This window comes from Bradyrhizobium sp. 187 (genome assembly GCF_023101005.1).
Taxonomy (GTDB): Bacteria; Pseudomonadota; Alphaproteobacteria; order Rhizobiales; family Xanthobacteraceae; genus Bradyrhizobium; species Bradyrhizobium canariense_D.
Window position 1 is genome coordinate 7,424,392 of sequence record NZ_CP064693.1, and the last position, 15,653, is coordinate 7,440,044.

At 64.8% G+C, this 15,653-nt stretch carries 12 protein-coding genes; 2 read left to right on the forward strand and 10 right to left on the reverse strand.

Annotated elements, in window-relative coordinates:
• Complete coding sequence (locus IVB19_RS35690; protein ID WP_018455907.1) at positions 1 to 1,557, forward strand: MDR family MFS transporter; 1,557 nt, start codon at positions 1 to 3, stop codon at positions 1,555 to 1,557.
• Between the two features lie 38 nt (positions 1,558 to 1,595).
• Here IVB19_RS35690 and IVB19_RS35695 read toward each other — a convergent pair whose 3' ends face one another.
• From IVB19_RS35695 to pcaF, 6 genes are all read right to left on the reverse strand, one after another.
• A complete protein-coding gene (locus IVB19_RS35695) occupies positions 1,596 to 2,690 on the reverse strand; it encodes a phosphotransferase (RefSeq protein ID WP_018455906.1) in 1,095 nt (364 codons plus the stop codon).
• 48 nt (positions 2,691 to 2,738) lie between these two features.
• Positions 2,739 to 4,430 (reverse strand): methyl-accepting chemotaxis protein, encoded by a 1,692-nt coding sequence (locus tag IVB19_RS35700; protein WP_018455905.1) that lies wholly within the window; start codon positions 4,428 to 4,430, stop codon positions 2,739 to 2,741.
• A gap of 208 nt (positions 4,431 to 4,638) precedes the next feature.
• Positions 4,639 to 5,229 (reverse strand): protocatechuate 3,4-dioxygenase subunit alpha, encoded by a 591-nt coding sequence (pcaG, locus tag IVB19_RS35705; protein WP_018455904.1) that lies wholly within the window; start codon positions 5,227 to 5,229, stop codon positions 4,639 to 4,641.
• Entirely contained in the window at positions 5,230 to 5,931 is a 702-nt protein-coding gene (gene pcaH, locus IVB19_RS35710; RefSeq protein ID WP_018455903.1) for a protocatechuate 3,4-dioxygenase subunit beta, read from the reverse strand. It abuts the gene before it with no gap.
• A 91-nt stretch (positions 5,932 to 6,022) separates the two neighbouring features.
• The gene (locus IVB19_RS35715; protein ID WP_018455902.1) at positions 6,023 to 6,916 is read right to left on the reverse strand and encodes a dioxygenase family protein; all 894 of its coding nucleotides are present in this window, start codon (positions 6,914 to 6,916) and stop codon (positions 6,023 to 6,025) included.
• 192 nt (positions 6,917 to 7,108) lie between these two features.
• A complete protein-coding gene (gene pcaF, locus IVB19_RS35720) occupies positions 7,109 to 8,317 on the reverse strand; it encodes a 3-oxoadipyl-CoA thiolase (protein ID WP_247820807.1) in 1,209 nt (402 codons plus the stop codon).
• A 216-nt stretch (positions 8,318 to 8,533) separates the two neighbouring features.
• Here pcaF and mutS point away from each other — a divergent pair, with 216 nt between their 5' ends.
• Positions 8,534 to 11,272, forward strand: coding sequence for a DNA mismatch repair protein MutS (mutS, locus tag IVB19_RS35725; RefSeq protein ID WP_026233049.1), 2,739 nt, complete (start codon positions 8,534 to 8,536; stop codon positions 11,270 to 11,272).
• Between the two features lie 103 nt (positions 11,273 to 11,375).
• Here mutS and IVB19_RS35730 read toward each other — a convergent pair whose 3' ends face one another.
• From IVB19_RS35730 to IVB19_RS35745, 4 genes are all read right to left on the reverse strand, one after another.
• Entirely contained in the window at positions 11,376 to 13,052 is a 1,677-nt protein-coding gene (locus tag IVB19_RS35730; protein WP_204514044.1) for a methyl-accepting chemotaxis protein, read from the reverse strand.
• A 358-nt stretch (positions 13,053 to 13,410) separates the two neighbouring features.
• Complete coding sequence (locus IVB19_RS35735) at positions 13,411 to 14,220, reverse strand: hypothetical protein (RefSeq protein ID WP_018455898.1); 810 nt, start codon at positions 14,218 to 14,220, stop codon at positions 13,411 to 13,413.
• A 67-nt stretch (positions 14,221 to 14,287) separates the two neighbouring features.
• Positions 14,288 to 14,797 (reverse strand): OsmC family protein, encoded by a 510-nt coding sequence (locus IVB19_RS35740; protein WP_018455897.1) that lies wholly within the window; start codon positions 14,795 to 14,797, stop codon positions 14,288 to 14,290.
• Positions 14,798 to 14,866: 69 nt separating this feature from the next.
• Positions 14,867 to 15,652, reverse strand: a complete 786-nt coding sequence (locus IVB19_RS35745; RefSeq protein ID WP_018455896.1) for an ABC transporter ATP-binding protein — start codon at positions 15,650 to 15,652, stop codon at positions 14,867 to 14,869.
• Position 15,653: the final 1 nt, after the last annotated feature.

Here is a 15,653-nt window from a genome sequence, read left to right on the forward strand (position 1 = left end):
ATGGCGGAGTCCAATCCCGCCCTTATGGTCCCCGGCCTGCGCCGGAACATGGTGACGATCTGCGCCATGACGGCAACCATCATGCAGGCGCTGGACACCACCATCGCCAACGTCGCCCTGCCCTACATGCAGGGCACGCTGTCGGCTTCGCAGGACCAGATCAACTGGGTGCTGACCTCCTACATCGTCGCCGCCGCGATCATGACGGCACCGGTGGGCTGGATCGCCAACCGCTTCGGCCGCAAGCGCATCTTCATCATCTGCTCGGCCGGCTTCACCATGGCATCGGTGCTGTGCGGGCTTGCGCAGGACATCAACCAGATGGTGATTTTCCGCCTGCTGCAGGGCGTGTTCGGCGCGGCCCTGGTGCCGTTGTCGCAATCGGTGATGCTCGACTATTACACGCTCCAGGAACGCGCCAAGGCGATGTCGATCTGGGGCATGGGCGTAATGATGGGGCCGATCATGGGTCCCTCGCTCGGCGCCTGGCTGACCGAGACTTATTCCTGGCACTGGGTGTTCTTCGTCAATTTGCCGTTCGGCGCCATCACCGTGATCGGGCTGATCATCTTCATGGACGAGACCCGGAAGGATCTCAGTCTCAAGTTCGACTGGTTCGGCTTCGCGGCGCTGGCGGTCGCGATCGGGTCGCTTCAGCTCGCGCTCGACCGCGGCGAGCAATTGGGCTGGCTCGAATCGGGTGAGATCCTTGCGGAGTTCATCGTCTCGGCCGTCGCCTTCTACTTCTTCATCGCGCATTCCTTCACGACCTCGACACCGTTCATCCGCTTCGGGCTCTTCAAGGACCGCAATTTCGTCACCGGCTGCGTGTTCATGGTCGTGATGGGCCTCGTGCTGTTCTCGACCATGGCGCTGGCCTCCCCCTATATGCAGAACGTGATCGGCTATCCCATCATCACCGCGGGCCTGCTGCTGGCGAGCCGCGGCTTCGGCACCTTCTTCGCCATGATGCTGGTCGGCCGCATGATGCGTTACATCGAAGCCCGCACACTGATCATCACCGGCCTGACGCTGACCGCGGGCTCGCTGTTCCAGATGACCGGCTGGACCGATTTGACCCAGGTGCCGGAGATCGTGACCGTCAGCGTGATCCAGGGCTTCGGCTTCGGCCTCGTCTTCGTGCCGCTTTCGACGGTGGCATTCCTGACCTTGTCGAATGAGCTGCGCACCGACGGCACCGCGATGTTGACCCTGATGCGCAACGTCGCGAGCTCGGTGGGCATTTCCGTCGTCATCGCCCAGCTGACACAAGGCACGCGGCGGACCTACGCGATCCTGTCCGAACACATCAACCCGTTCAACCATGCGCTCCAGATGCCCAGCGTCAGCGGCATGATCAATCTCTCCACCGACGCCGGTCGCGCCATGGCCGATCGCATGGTCAGCGTGCAGGCGCAGATCATCGCCTTCGCGCACGACTACGAGCTGGTGATGTTCTTCATCCTCTGCACCATCCCGCTCGCCCTGCTGATCGGCTCGACCAAGGCCACCCTGCGCAAGCAGGCGGCGGGGCCGGAACATGCGGTGATGGAGTGATGCCTTCGCCGGGACGACACCGATGATGTTGCGCGCCTCTACCCCAAAATCTCCTCGCAGCCCAGATCCTCGACCGCCATCATCACCCGCTCCAGATTATTCCACCAGATCACCGGTGGGATGTTGATGCTCCACTGCCAGACTGGCTTGGTGATGTGCCACAGCACCGACCGCCGATAGTCCTGGTCGAGCGCGCCGCGCGTATAGCCGCTGACACCGTGCGCCATCAGCATCTCGTGATAGCGATTGAGCAGCGGGCGTTCGAGCGCCTGCCGGCGCTCTGGATACCATTGCGTCGCCATCATATAGGCAAGGTCGTGGGTAGGAACGTTGATGCGCCAATGATCGAAATCGAAAATGCGCACAGCGTCAGCGATGCCCGCGCGTGGCAGCAGGAAATTCCAGGTATGGGCATCGCCGTGAGCGATGGTCACATGGCGATGCGAATGGTAGCGTTGCAACAGTTGCTCGGCCTTGTCGATGAAGCGCCGATACAGGGTCCGCCGCTCCTCACTGAGGCGATCACCAAGCAAATCGGCGAAGCGGTCGTAATGGCCGGCGAATGTCTCTATCAGACTCGCCGTATCATCAAGGCTCATCCAGGTGCCGATGGTGTCGCCGAGACCCGCATGGTCCCACCAAGATGCATGCCAGCGGGCGAGCGCCGTTACGATCGCCATCGCCTGATCGCGTGAGGGCGGCAATGGCCAGTCAGCTGCAACGTCATGGCTGTCGGTGAGATCTTCGAGCAGCAGATGCCAGTCCTGGCTCTCCTCGTCGAAATGCCCATCGTAGCAGCGCGGCACGATGTGCGACGGCATATTTGGCGCAAGGCGGGTGTAGAAGGCCACTTCCTGCCGACCAGAATTTGCCAGCGACTTGGCGTAGGCCGGATTCGGGATCTTCAGGATGACAGAGTGCGGGGACCCGGCTGCTTCCCCGACATAGCGCAGCCCAAGTCGGATAACGTGCGACACCATGGCGGGGTATTGGTGCAGCACCTTCACCTCGCGCACGGCGCCCGCATCCAGCACGCCGCCCCTGCGTAGCGCAGCGGTCAGTCGAGCCCGCTCAACGACCGCCGGCAGTTGTGGAGGTGTCATGGACGCCACGATGCCCTCGTCCCGGACCATACTGCACAATCACACCCCCCGGCACCAGCAATAGGCATCGCGCCGGGCTCAGGCCGCCGCTGTGGAGTCGCGCACCGTCCGGACCACGACCGACCGAAGCTGCTCGAGATTGGCCGCCATGCCGGCGATCGCCTGCCTGACCTCCGCGGCGCGCTCGTTCACGGAGGCGGCGTCGCGGCTGACATCACCGATCTTGGCCGAGACCTCCTTCGCCGCGGAAGTCGATTCGGAAATCGACCGCGTGATCTCGCGGGTCGCGGCGTCCTGCTCTTCCATCGCGGCGGCAACCGAGGTGGCGACGCCGTCGATCTCGACGATGTGGCCTCCCATGGTTTCGACGGCGTCGACGGCGGCTTGCGTCGAGGCCTGGATCTCGGCGATCAGCCGCGCGATCTCCTCGGTGGATTTGGCGGTCTGGTCGGAGAGGGATTTCACTTCGGCGGCGACCACCGCGAAGCCACGGCCGGCCTCCCCGGCGCGCGCCGCCTCGATCGTGGCGTTGAGTGCCAGCAGATTGGTCTGGCCGGCGATGCCGCCGATGAGGTCGGAGACCTCGGCGATCTTCTTCACCGATCCAGCCAGCGTCTGGATGGTCGAGCGCGCCTGTTCCCGACCGGCGACCGCCGATTTTGTAACCGTGCTGGTCCGCGCGACCTGGGTTGCGATCTCGCGGATCGAAGCACTGAGTTCTTCAGCTGCGGCCGAGACGGTCTGCGAGCTGCCGAGGGCCTGGGTGGAGGCGGCTGCGACCGCCTGCGATTGTGTCGAGAGCGACCTTGCGATCTCGGACAGACTGGAGGCGGCACGCTCCACGCCTTGCGTCGCCGCGCTCGCGGTGTCGACCGAGCGGCCGGTCTCGCGCTCGACGGTTTCGGCCATCTGATGCAGGGCCTCACGCTTGGCGAGCGCCGCCTCCTGCTCCTTCTGCAACTGCTCCTCGCGCAGGCGGAAATTCTCGACCGCGGACTGCTTGAACACCAAGAGCGCACCCGCCATCGAGCCGACCTCGTCCTGCCGGTGCGCGAAAGGAATGTCGGCGGCGAGATCGCCGGTCGCGAGCTTTTGCATCGCGCTGGTCATGCGCACGATCGGGCGCATCACGCCGAAGGCGACGCCGAGCAGGCCCGCCGCAATGAAGGCGAGGACGGCGGCGGAGACGCCGAGGAGGATGTAAAGCATCGAGCTGTCGCGGTCCGCGGCCAGCTTCTCCATGTCGGCATTCTGCTTGTTGGCGCTCTCGACGATGCTGTCGATGACGGCGCGATGCGCGGTATAGGCCTCCTTGAGCTGCGCGTAGGCCCGCTCGGAGACGGCCGTATCCTTGGCCTTGAGGGCGGGGAGGAGCTGGTCGGACAACAGCTTCCAGAACTTCTGCACCTCGGCGTCGGATTTCGACACCAGGGTCGTCTTCAGGTCGGCCGAGAGGCTGGAGGTGACCCAGAATGCCTTGCGCTCGTCGTAATCCTTGCGGAGCTGGGCCAGGCGTTCGGCATGGGCCGCCAGCTGGTCGGGCTCGCGCATGGCGAGCGTGGCCTCGAGGTAGGCCTCGATCACATATTCCGGCGGCGGCAGGATGTCGGCGATGAGATCGTTTCCGAGCTTGATATCAGAATAGAGCGGACCGCCGACCTTGAGCTCTTTCAAGGCGTAGAGGCTGGTCGAGACCACGGCGGTAAAGCCGATGGCCAGAACGATGCCGAAAGCAATGATTGCGGAAGAAAGCGAAAGACGAATTTTCATGGAAAAATCCAATGGGCCGCGCTGAATCCCACGGACCCTAAAGGATTACGGTAAACACGGGATTGCATCGCGCGGAAATTGCATCGCGCGAACTCCGGAAAAATACGGGAAATGGCGTCAGGTCAACAGTTTCGGGCAGCGAAGCTTGGGCCCGTCCTCCGCTGTCGTCCCGGATCGGCGCTCCGCCTGTCCGGGACGGCGCTGGGGGTCACACGTCGAAAAATACCGTTTCGTTGTCGCCCTGGAGCCGCAGGTCGAGCCGGTACACCGGCTTGCCGGCCTCGCGCACGGCCGTCAGCGTGGCGCGACGGTCGGCAGGCACCACCGCCAGCACGGGATCGGCGGCATTGCCGGCCTCGTCACTGAAATAGATGCGGGTATAGAGATGCCGCAGCATGCCGCGACCAAACACCGCAAGCAGGACATGCGGTGCCTGCGGCTTGCCGTCGGGATCGGGCACCACGCCCGGCTTGATGGTTTCAAAGGAATAATTGCCGTCCTTGTCGGTGCCGCAACGGGCAAAGCCGCGGAAGCTCGCATTCGGCAGCGCGCGCTTGTCCTGCGGATCCGCGAAGCGCCCCTGCGCGTCGGCCTGCCAGATCTCCAGCATGGCATCGGGCACAACGACTCCGTCGCCGTCGAACACGCGGCCCTCGATCCGGACGCGATCGCCGGTGACGTCGGGCGTCAGCGTCGAGTTGGTGAACGCATCATTCCAGGCATACTCGCCGGTCGGCGTCAGGCCGTATTTGAAGAACGGGCCGACGGTCTGCGACGGCGTGATCCCATTGTCCTGCACTTAATGGTTCTCCATAGGGGTGGCGTTCTTGCCGCGCAGCACGATGTCAAAGCGGTAACACAGCGCCCATTCGGGCTGGGTGTTCTCGAGATCAAATGACGACACCATCCGCGCCCGCGCCTTCTCGTCCGGCACCGAATTGAAGATCGGATCGAACGGGAACAGCGGATCGGCCGGGAAGTACATCTGCGTCACGAGACGCGTGACGAAGGAATGGCCGAACACAGAGAGATGGATGTGTGCGGGACGCCAGGCGTTATGATGGTTGCCCCAGGGATAGGCGCCAGGCTTGATGGTGACAAAGCGGTAGTAACCGGAGACGTCGCTCACGGTGCGGCCGGCGCCCGTAAAGTTCGGATCGAGCGGAGCCGGATGCTGGTCGCGGACGTGAACGTAACGGCCGCAGGAATTGGCCTGCCAGATCTCGACCAGCGAGTTCGGCACGCCGCGGCCGTCCTCGTCGCGCACATGGCCGTGCACAATAATGCGTTCCCCGAGCGGCTCGCCGGTGTGTTGGGTGGTGAGATCATTGTCGCCCTCGCGAACGGTCTCGTGGCCGTAGACCGGGCCGGTCAGCTCCGACAGCGTATGGCGCATCGGGATCAAGGGTTTGTTCGGCGCACGCTTGACCGAGCTTTTGTACTCGGGCGACAGCGGCAGCGGATGCGCCGTGTTGCTGTCGACGGGATAGATGAATGTCATTGGCGAACTCCTCCCCGGCCCTTTTCCGACCGGTCAACGCTTCCGCCAATCATTATAGGATATAACTAATTGGGGGAAGCGGCTTTGAGCCCTATTTGATCGGCGGACGCGGCAGGACGGCCTCGCCGGCTTCGAGCCGATAGACATGGTCCAGCGAATACCAGGGCGTCGCGACGTCGCGCTCGGTCGGATGTGGCGTGTCATGGCGCAGGAACTTGCCCATCAGCGCTTTGGTCACGCCGAACTGCACGTCACTATCGATATGCGGGTCGGCGGGGTCGTAGACCTGCGAGATCAGCACCTTGAATCCGGGCTTGAAGACCAACGCGTGCAGGTGCGCGGGACGATAGGGATGCCGCTTCTGCGCCTCCAGGAGGCGGCCGACCACGCCGTCGGTCGGAATGGGATAGCCGACCATCATCACGGAGCGGAACGAGAAGGCTCCGTCCTGGTCGGTCGTAAACTTGCCGCGCAGGTTCATGTCGGCCTGCTCGGGGTCCTGGTTTTCATAGAGACCAACCGGCGACGCGTGCCAGACGTCGACCTCGGCGCCGGCGACGGGACGGCCGTCCTTGTCCACGACGCGGCCGTTGACGAACAGCGGCGCGCCTGGGGTCTCGGAGCGGACGATCGATCCGCCATTTTCCACCCGCGGCGAGTTCAGCCGCCAGAATGGTCCGAGCAGCGACTGGTCGGTCTCCGTGTTGCCCTCATCGCCATTATTCAGCAGGCACACCAGCGGCGAGACGCCGAGCGAGCCTGCCATCAGCACGACCTCATTATGCGTGTCGGTCGAGAGCTTGCCGAGTTCGGCGATAACAGCCGTGGCGTCGCGGAATTCCTTCTCGGTCAGGCGAACGTCGCGAACAAAACCGTGCAGATGCTTGACCAGGGAGACCATGATCTGGCGTAGCCGTGGATCGGATGTCTGCTCCATCACCGCCAAGGCCGCGGCCGTGACGTCCTGCTCGCGCGCGATGATCATGGGATGCTCCCTCACCTTGCGTCATGGCCGGGCTTGTCCCGGCCATCCACGACCTTCTTCTCGCGGCACCAAGAACGTGGATGCCCGGGCCTTCGCCTCGCCGAAGAGGCTTCGGCCTCGCAGGCGGGACAAGCCCGGGCATGACGAGTCTGGGGCACCCGGCTCCGGGATGACGGCACGCTGCGCGTCCCGTCAGTTCAGCTTCTCGATGGCGACCGCAACGCCCTGGCCAACGCCGACGCACATGGTGGCGAGCGCGAGCTTGCCGCCGCGCTTCTCCATGCCGTGCACCGCGGTGAGCGCGAGGCGCGCGCCACTCATGCCGAGGGGATGACCGAGCGCAATCGCGCCGCCATGCGGATTGACGAAATCGGCATCGTCGGCAACGCCGAGCTGGCGCATGCAGGCGATACCCTGCGAGGCAAAGGCTTCGTTGAGCTCGATCAGGTCGAAATCGCCGATTTTCTTGCCGAGACGTTCCATCAGCTTGCGGGTGGCCGGCGCCGGGCCGATGCCCATGATGCGCGGCGGCACGCCGGCGGAGGCGAGGCCGAGGATGCGCGCGCGCGGCGTCAGGCCGTGCTTCTTCACCGCAGCCTCGGACGCCAGGATCATCGCGGCGGCGCCGTCATTGACGCCGGAGGCGTTGCCCGCGGTCACCGTGCCGGGATTGCGCACGATCGGCCTGAGCTTCGTCAGGGCTTCCAGCGTGGTCTCGGGACGCGGATGCTCGTCCTTGTCGACGGTGACAGGGCCGGCCTTGCCGCCGGGAATGGTGATCGGGGTGATTTCTTCGGCGAAATAGCCGGCCGCAATCGCGGCGCCCGCGCGCTGCTGCGAGCGGATCGCGAAGGCGTCCTGATCCGCGCGCGAGACCTGGAATTCCTCGGCGACGTTCTCGCCGGTCTCGGGCATCGCGTCGACGCCATACTGCGCCTTCAGCAGCGGATTGATGAAGCGCCAGCCGATCGTGGTGTCGAAGATCTCAGCCGAGCGCGAGAACGCTTCCTGCGCCTTGCCCATCACGAAGGGCGCGCGCGTCATGGATTCGACGCCGCCGGCAATCGCAAGCTCGATCTCGCCGGAACGGATAGCGCGGCCGGCCGCACCGACCGCATCGAGACCGGAGGCACAGAGCCGGTTCAGGGTCTGGCCTGGAACGGAATCCGGCAGGCCCGCAAGCAGGAGCGCCATGCGTGCCACGTTGCGGTTGTCCTCGCCGGCCTGGTTGGCACAGCCGAAGAAGACCTCGTCAACCTGTGCCCAATCGAGATTGGGGTGCTTGGCCATCAGCGCCTTGATCGGGGCCGCCGCCAGGTCGTCGGCACGCACCTTGGCGAGCGACCCGCCAAAACGGCCGATCGGGGTCCGCACGGCATCGCAGATAAAGACGTCACGCATGGTTGTTCTCCCTGAATGCCGCGATCCGGCCTAAATTCTTCAATGTCGACGGAGTTTTAGGAGGGCGCCCGCGGCAGGTCAATTGACCGATACGCGCGTGTTCCGACGGGTGTGCACGCGAGTTGCGCATGCCGCGGTGCGGACAACGTGGAAAACCTCCCCTCTCCGCCCAAAGCGATAGGAGCGCGGGGCGAAATTTTGTAGGTTGCGCCGCCCATGACAATGCAACAACCGATCCCTGCACCGCCTCCCGACGATACGCCCGCGCCGCAGGCGGAAGCTGCCGCGCGCGTCACGCCGATGATGGAACAGTACCTTGAAATCAAGGCGGCACATCAGGGCCTTCTGCTGTTCTACCGGATGGGCGACTTTTACGAGCTGTTCTTTGAGGACGCCGAGATCGCCTCCAGGACACTCGGCATCGTCCTGACCAAGCGCGGCAAGCATCAAGGCGCCGATATCCCGATGTGCGGCGTGCCAGTCGAGCGCTCCGAGGACTATTTGCACCGGCTGATCACCGCCGGGCACCGGGTCGCGGTGTGCGAGCAGACCGAGGATCCCGCGGCGGCGAAAGCACGCGGCAACAAGAGCGTCGTGCGCCGCGGCGTGGTGCGCCTGGTCACGCCGGGCACGCTGACCGAGGACACGCTGCTCGACGCGCGCGCCAACAATTACCTGCTGGCGCTCGCGCGCGCGCGCTCATCGGCGGGCGGTGACCGCTTTGGCCTCGCCTGGATCGACATCTCGACCGCCGAATTCACGGTGACGGAATGTTCGGGCGGCGAACTCGCCGCCACGCTGGCGCGGATCAATCCGAACGAGGTGATCGTCACCGACGCGCTCTATAACGACAGCGAGCTCGGACAGACCCTGCGCGAGCTGCCGGCGGTGACGCCGCTGACCCGCGACGTCTTCGACGGCGCCACTGCCGAGAAGCGGCTGTGCGACTATTTTGCCGTCGCGACCATGGACGGACTGTCCCAGCTCACGCGGCTGGAAGCCACTGCCGCCGCCGCCGCCGTCACCTATGTTGACCGCACCCAGGTCGGCAAACATCCGCCGCTGTCGCCGCCCGCGCGCGAAGCCTCGGGCGCGACCATGGCGATCGATCCCGCCACCCGCGCCAATCTCGAACTGACGCGGACACTCGCCGGCGAACGCCGCGGCTCGCTGCTCGACGCGATCGACTGCACGGTGACCTCGGCCGGCTCGCGCCTGCTGGCGCAGCGGCTTGCCGCGCCGCTGACCGATGCGGCGGCGATTGCGCGGCGGCTCGATGCCGTCGGCAGCTTCGTTGCCGACTCGGCCGCGCGCGAGGACATCCGCAGCATCCTGCGCGGCGCCCCGGACATGTCGCGGGCGCTGGCCCGTATATCCGTCGGCCGCGGCGGTCCGCGTGACCTCGCCGGCCTGCGCGATGGCATCATCGCCGCCGACCAGGTGCTGACGCGGCTTGACGAACTCGACCAGCCGCCGCAGGAGATCGCCGTCGTGATGGCGGCGCTGCAAAAGCCATCGCGCGAGCTCGCGGCGGAATTCGCCAGGGCGCTCGACGATCAACTGCCGCTGATCAAGCGCGACGGCGGGTTCGTTCGCCAGGGCTATGAGCCTGCGCTGGACGAAACGCGAAATCTGCGCGACGCCTCGCGCCTGGTGGTGGCCTCGATGCAGGCGCGCTACGCCGACAACACGGGTGTGAAGGGGCTCAAGATCCGGCACAACAACGTGCTCGGCTATTTCGTCGAGGTCACCGCGCAGCACGGCGACAAGCTGATGTCGGCGCCGCTAAACGCAACCTTCATCCACCGCCAGACGCTGGCCGGCCAGGTCCGCTTCACCACCTCCGAGCTCGGGGAGATCGAAGCCAAGATCGCCAATGCCGGCGACCGCGCACTCGGGCTCGAGCTCGAGATTTTCGAGCGGCTCTGCGCCAAGGCTTTGGCCATCAGCGAGGAACTGCGCGCCGCCGCTCACGCCTTTGCGCTGCTCGACGTCGCGACGTCGCTTGCCAAGCTGGCGATCGACCAGAACTATGTGCGGCCCGAGGTGGACTCGTCTCTCGGCTTTGCGATCGAGGCGGGCCGCCATCCCGTGGTCGAGCAGGCCTTGAAGCGCAATGGCCAGCCGTTCATCGCCAATGCCTGCGATCTCTCGCCGGGCCCTGCGCAAAAATCCGGCCAGCTCTGGTTGCTGACCGGTCCGAACATGGCGGGTAAGTCGACCTTCCTGCGCCAGAACGCGCTGATTGCGTTGCTCGCCCAGATCGGAAGTTTCGTGCCGGCGACACGCGCGCGGATCGGCATCATCGACCGCCTGTTCTCGCGTGTCGGCGCCGCCGACGATCTCGCCCGCGGCCGTTCCACCTTCATGGTCGAGATGGTCGAGACCGCTGCCATCCTCAACCAGGCCGGCGAGCGCGCGCTCGTGATCCTTGATGAAATCGGCCGCGGCACCGCGACCTTCGACGGCCTCTCGATCGCCTGGGCCGCAATCGAGCACCTGCACGAGAGCAACCGCTGCCGCACGCTGTTCGCGACGCATTACCACGAGCTGACGGCGCTCTCCGCCAAGCTGCCGCGGATGTTCAACGCGACCGTGCGGGTGAAGGAATGGCAGGGCAATGTCGTGTTCCTGCACGAGGTGTTGCCGGGTTCGGCCGATCGCTCTTACGGAATCCAGGTCGCCAAGCTCGCGGGCCTGCCGCCGGCCGTGATCACGCGCGCCAAATCGGTACTGGCGAAGCTGGAAGCCCAGGACCGCGGCCAGACCGCGCGCGCGCTTGCTGACGATCTGCCGCTGTTCGCAGTGCCCTCGCGCGCCGCCGCAGAAGTCACACCGCCGAGCGAGGCCGAACTGCTGATGGACGCGGTGAAGGCGCTGCATCCGGACGAGATGTCGCCACGCGAAGCGCTCGATGCGCTGTATGCGTTGAAGGCCAAGCTGCCGAAGCAGTGACGGTGCCGCAGGGTGGGTGAGCCGAAGGCGTAACCCACCACCTTTGTCAGCGCGCGAGAAGTGGTGGGTTACGCTTCGCTAACCCACCCTATGCTTCTGAACGCTACGCCCTCGCCGCGATCGCCGCCACTTCCGCTGCGGCGCGCTGCATGCTGGTCGACATCTCGTTGGTCACCGTGCTCTGCTCTTCGATTGCCGCGGCCGTCGACGTCACATATTCGCTGACGTTGCTGATGGCCGTCTTGATCGAAGCCAGGGCGGTGACGACGTCTCCAGAGATGCCGTTGAGGCTACCGATCTCAGCGCCGATCTTGTCAGTGGCCTGCTTGGCTTGGTTGGCGAGGCTCTTGACCTCCGAGGCCACCACCGCAAAACCCCGACCGGCTTCACCGGCGCGGGCGGATTCGATGGTGGCGTTGAGTGCCAGGAGGTTGATCTGCCCGGTGATGTTGTTGATGAGCTCGACGATCCCGCTCATCGCCAGCGCCGCTTCAGTGAGGCGCTGGGCCTGGGCATCAGCGGACGCGACCTGCTCCACCGCGCTCATCGCCGTCTCGCGCGATTTGGTCATGGCCTCGGAAATCTCCCGCACCGAGGCGTTCAGCTCTTCCGATCCGGCGGCGACCGATTCCATCATGCCGCGGACGCGCTCGTTGCCCATGCGGACCAGCACCTGTTTCGTGACGTCGGTCGCATATTTCACGACCTTGAACGGCTTGCCGTTGAGATCCATGATCGGATTGTAGGAGGCCTGGATATAGACCTCCCTGCCGCCCTTGCCGATGCGCTTGTATTCGGCCGCCTGATACTGGCCGCGGTTGAGCGCCGCCCAGAACTCGCGATAGCCATTGCCATCGCGCTCCGAGGGCTCGACAAACATGCTGTGGTGCTTGCCCTTGATCTCAGCCAGCGAATAGCCGAGGGCGCCGAGGAAATTGGCGTTGGCGGTGATGATCGTGCCGTCCATGTTGAACTCGATCACCGCCTGCGCCTTCTCGATCGCCGTGATCTGGCCCGCAAGGACGGCATTCTTCAGCTTCTCCGCCGTGACGTCGGTCGCGAACTTGGCGACGCCGAAGGGCTTGCCGTTCTCATCGAGTAGCGGATTGTAGGAGGCGAGAATCCAGACCTCGCGGCCGCCCTTGCCGATGCGCTTGAACTCGCCAGCCTGGTATTCGCCGCGGTTGAGCTTGGCCCAGAACTCGCGATAGGCCGCGCCGTCGCGCTCGGCCTGGGGCATGAAGAGGCTGTGATGCTTGCCCTGGATCTCGGTCAGCGAATAGCCAAGCGCGTTGCAGAAATTCTCGTTGGCCGTGACGATGGTGCCGTCGAGCTTGAACTCGATCACGGCCTGGGCGCGGCCGATAGCGGCGATCTTCGAAGACTCCGTCATGCTCCGGATCTTCTTCTCGGTGATTTCGGTCGCAATCTTGGCGACCATCACCGTCTTGCCGTTGCCGTCGAGCACCGGATTGTAGGATGCTTCGATCCAGATCTCACGGCCGCCCTTCGCGATCCGCTTGAACTCGCTTGCCTGATACTCGCCGCGGTTCAATGCAGCCCAGAACGCCTTGTACTCGGCGCCGTCGCGCTGGTCGGCCGGCATGAACATGGCGTGCTTCTTTCCCTTGATTTCGTCGAGGGAATAGCCGAGGGCGTTCAAGAAATTCTGGTTGGCGCTCAGGATCGTGCCGTCCATGGCAAACTCGATCATGGCCTGCGAGCGGCCGATGGCGGCGAGCTTAGCATCCGCGTCGTTGCGGGACTTGCGGCCAAACATCATTGAATCTCCAAAATCATTAAATTGCGAGACGGGATCAGGTGACGTGACGGCGCGGCACACGCGCTGAATTCCAATCGAATTCCGCCGGTAAAACTCGCGTTGCGAAGACCAAGGCGGATACGCAAGATGATTCAGTACCCATAAGATTCGAATAAAGTGCTAACGAATTCTGGGAAAAGCGATCGCCGACAGAGCAGCCTAAAGCTGCACGACGGTAGGCCTTACACGCTGCTCGGTCGGCGCTGTCACTTGAATGCTTGGTCCTTCAGGAGTTTGAAGGAAAGCGTCTCGCGATCGGTCATGGCGAGTTTTGCTACGGAAGTATCCGGCGACGCCGCGCCGCATGTCCGTAGTGTCACGGCGCTTGCCGCGCCTTGTGCTGCGTACGCCGCCCGATCCCCCACAGCGTCAGATTCCAAACAATGCAGGTGGCGAGTGCAAGCCCAAGACCGACGGCGGAGCCGAACCACGCCACCGCCACGTGCAACACCGCGATCGCCATTCCGAATCCGAGCAGCCCCCAAGCCGAATTGGCCAGCACCGCGGCGGTCGGCGGACCGCCGATTCGCGGATGCAGGATCACCATGATGCTGGAAAACACCACCGGATACAGCGCGATGATGCCGCTGATCCGGGGACCGACCCAGCCCGAGGTCGAGACGACGATTGCGACGAGGGTCGCGACCAGCGCGGCCCGCATCGGCACGTCATACCAGCGCCGCGTCACCAGCGGCATCTTTACATGGCGATAGCCCGCGAGCAGCGGAATGCAGATGCCGAACGCGATCAGATTGGCGGCGAGCCCGGCGGTGAGCGGCCAGTCGAACTGCTTGATGATCGAGGCGAACACGATCCAGACCGCGACCGCGCTTCCGCAACTCACCAGAAGGCTGCGCCGCTGCGCCAGCACCACATAGGTGAGACACATGAAGATCGTCGCGGCATTGACCGGCAAGCTCGACAGCGCGCCCTGCGCGATGAAGGCGGCATCGTGGTCGAGCGCGAGGAAGACGTAGGATGGTCCGGCCGAAACCGGCAAGGTCGCGACCAGCGCGCCGATCACCGGCCCTGAACGCTCGGTGATGATCGACGCCGTCACGACGAACGCCGCCGCGACCATCATGCGCAGAACGAGGATGAGGATGAGGTGGAGCTCGGGGGACATTTTTTTCTTTTGTCGTCCCGGGCTTCGCCGAGACGACACGAATTGTTGGGCGAGCGGCCTTCGCTCGCTACATCCGCTGCATCGACACCGAGACCTTCGGGCCGTTCTTGATGGTCTGATAGACCACGCAGTAGCGCTCGGTGAGCTTGAGCAGCAGGTCGAGCTTGTCTTGCGGCGCATCAGTATCGACGTCGAAGCGCAGACGTATCTCGGCGAAGCCGACCGGCGTCTCCTTGTCGACGCCGAGCGTGCCGCGGAAATCGAGATCGCCCTCGGCGTAGACGTTGCCGGTCTTCAAGGGTACCTCGATCGCGGTCGCGACCGATTTCAGCGTGACGCCGGCGCAGGCGACCAGCGCTTCGAGTAGCATGTCGCCCGAGCAGAGCTCGAGGCCGGAGCCGCCGGTTGCGGGATGCAGGCCGGCCATTGCGATGGCGCGGCCGGTCTCGACCTTGCAGGCGATGCCCTCGCTGTCGGTCGAGCCCTTGGCCCTCAACGTGATCATCGCGGTCTTGGGGTCGGTCTTGTAGCGCTCCTTGATCGGGGCCTGCATCTGGCGCAGTGCTGCGGCGTCCATTTTGTCTCTCCCGGGAAAATCGTCTCTACGAAGTACCGGCTTGCGATGTACCGGCTCGGAGCGAAATTGTCACCACCACATGGCCTGACCGGGACCCTGGGTTGCGTCACGGTCGGGCACGCTGCGGTCGAGCGAACGATCGAGTGACGTCAGCACACTTCGCTTGAAATTCTCGAACAGCGGCGAATTGCGGTCGCGTGGCCTGCCCAGGTTGATCTCGATCTGGTCGAACAGCCGGCCCGGCCGCGGCCGCATCACCAGCACGCGGTCAGCCAGCACCACGGCCTCGTCGACGTCATGGGTGACGAGGATGAGCGTCGGCCGCGTGTCGGCCCAGAGATCGAGCAGATGATCCTGGAGGTCCCTGCGGGTGAAAGCGTCGAGCGCCGAGAACGGCTCGTCGAGCAAGAGCACCTCGGGCTGCGGCACCAGCGCGCGGGCGATCGCGACGCGCTGTGCCTGCCCGCCCGAGAGCTCGCGCGGCCAGGCCTGCGCCTTCTCGGCGAGCCCGACACGCTCGAGCGCACGCGCCACCTTTTCACGCCGCTCGGTCGCGGGCCCATCGGCAAGACCAAAGCCGATATTGTCGGCGACGCTGAGCCAGGGCAGCAGCCGCGGCTCCTGGAAGATGATGCCGATCTTGGCATGCGGCGCGGCGATCGCCTCGTTGTCCAGCGTCACCGTGCCCGAGCTTGCGCGGTCGAGGCCCGCGATGGCGCGCAGCAGCGTGGACTTGCCGCAGCCCGAGCCGCCAATGATGGCGACGATCTCGCCTTGCCTGATCTCGGCGGAGAAGCGCGCCAGCGCCTGCACGCCGTTGGGATAGGTCTTGCTGACCCGGTCGAGCGCCAGCATC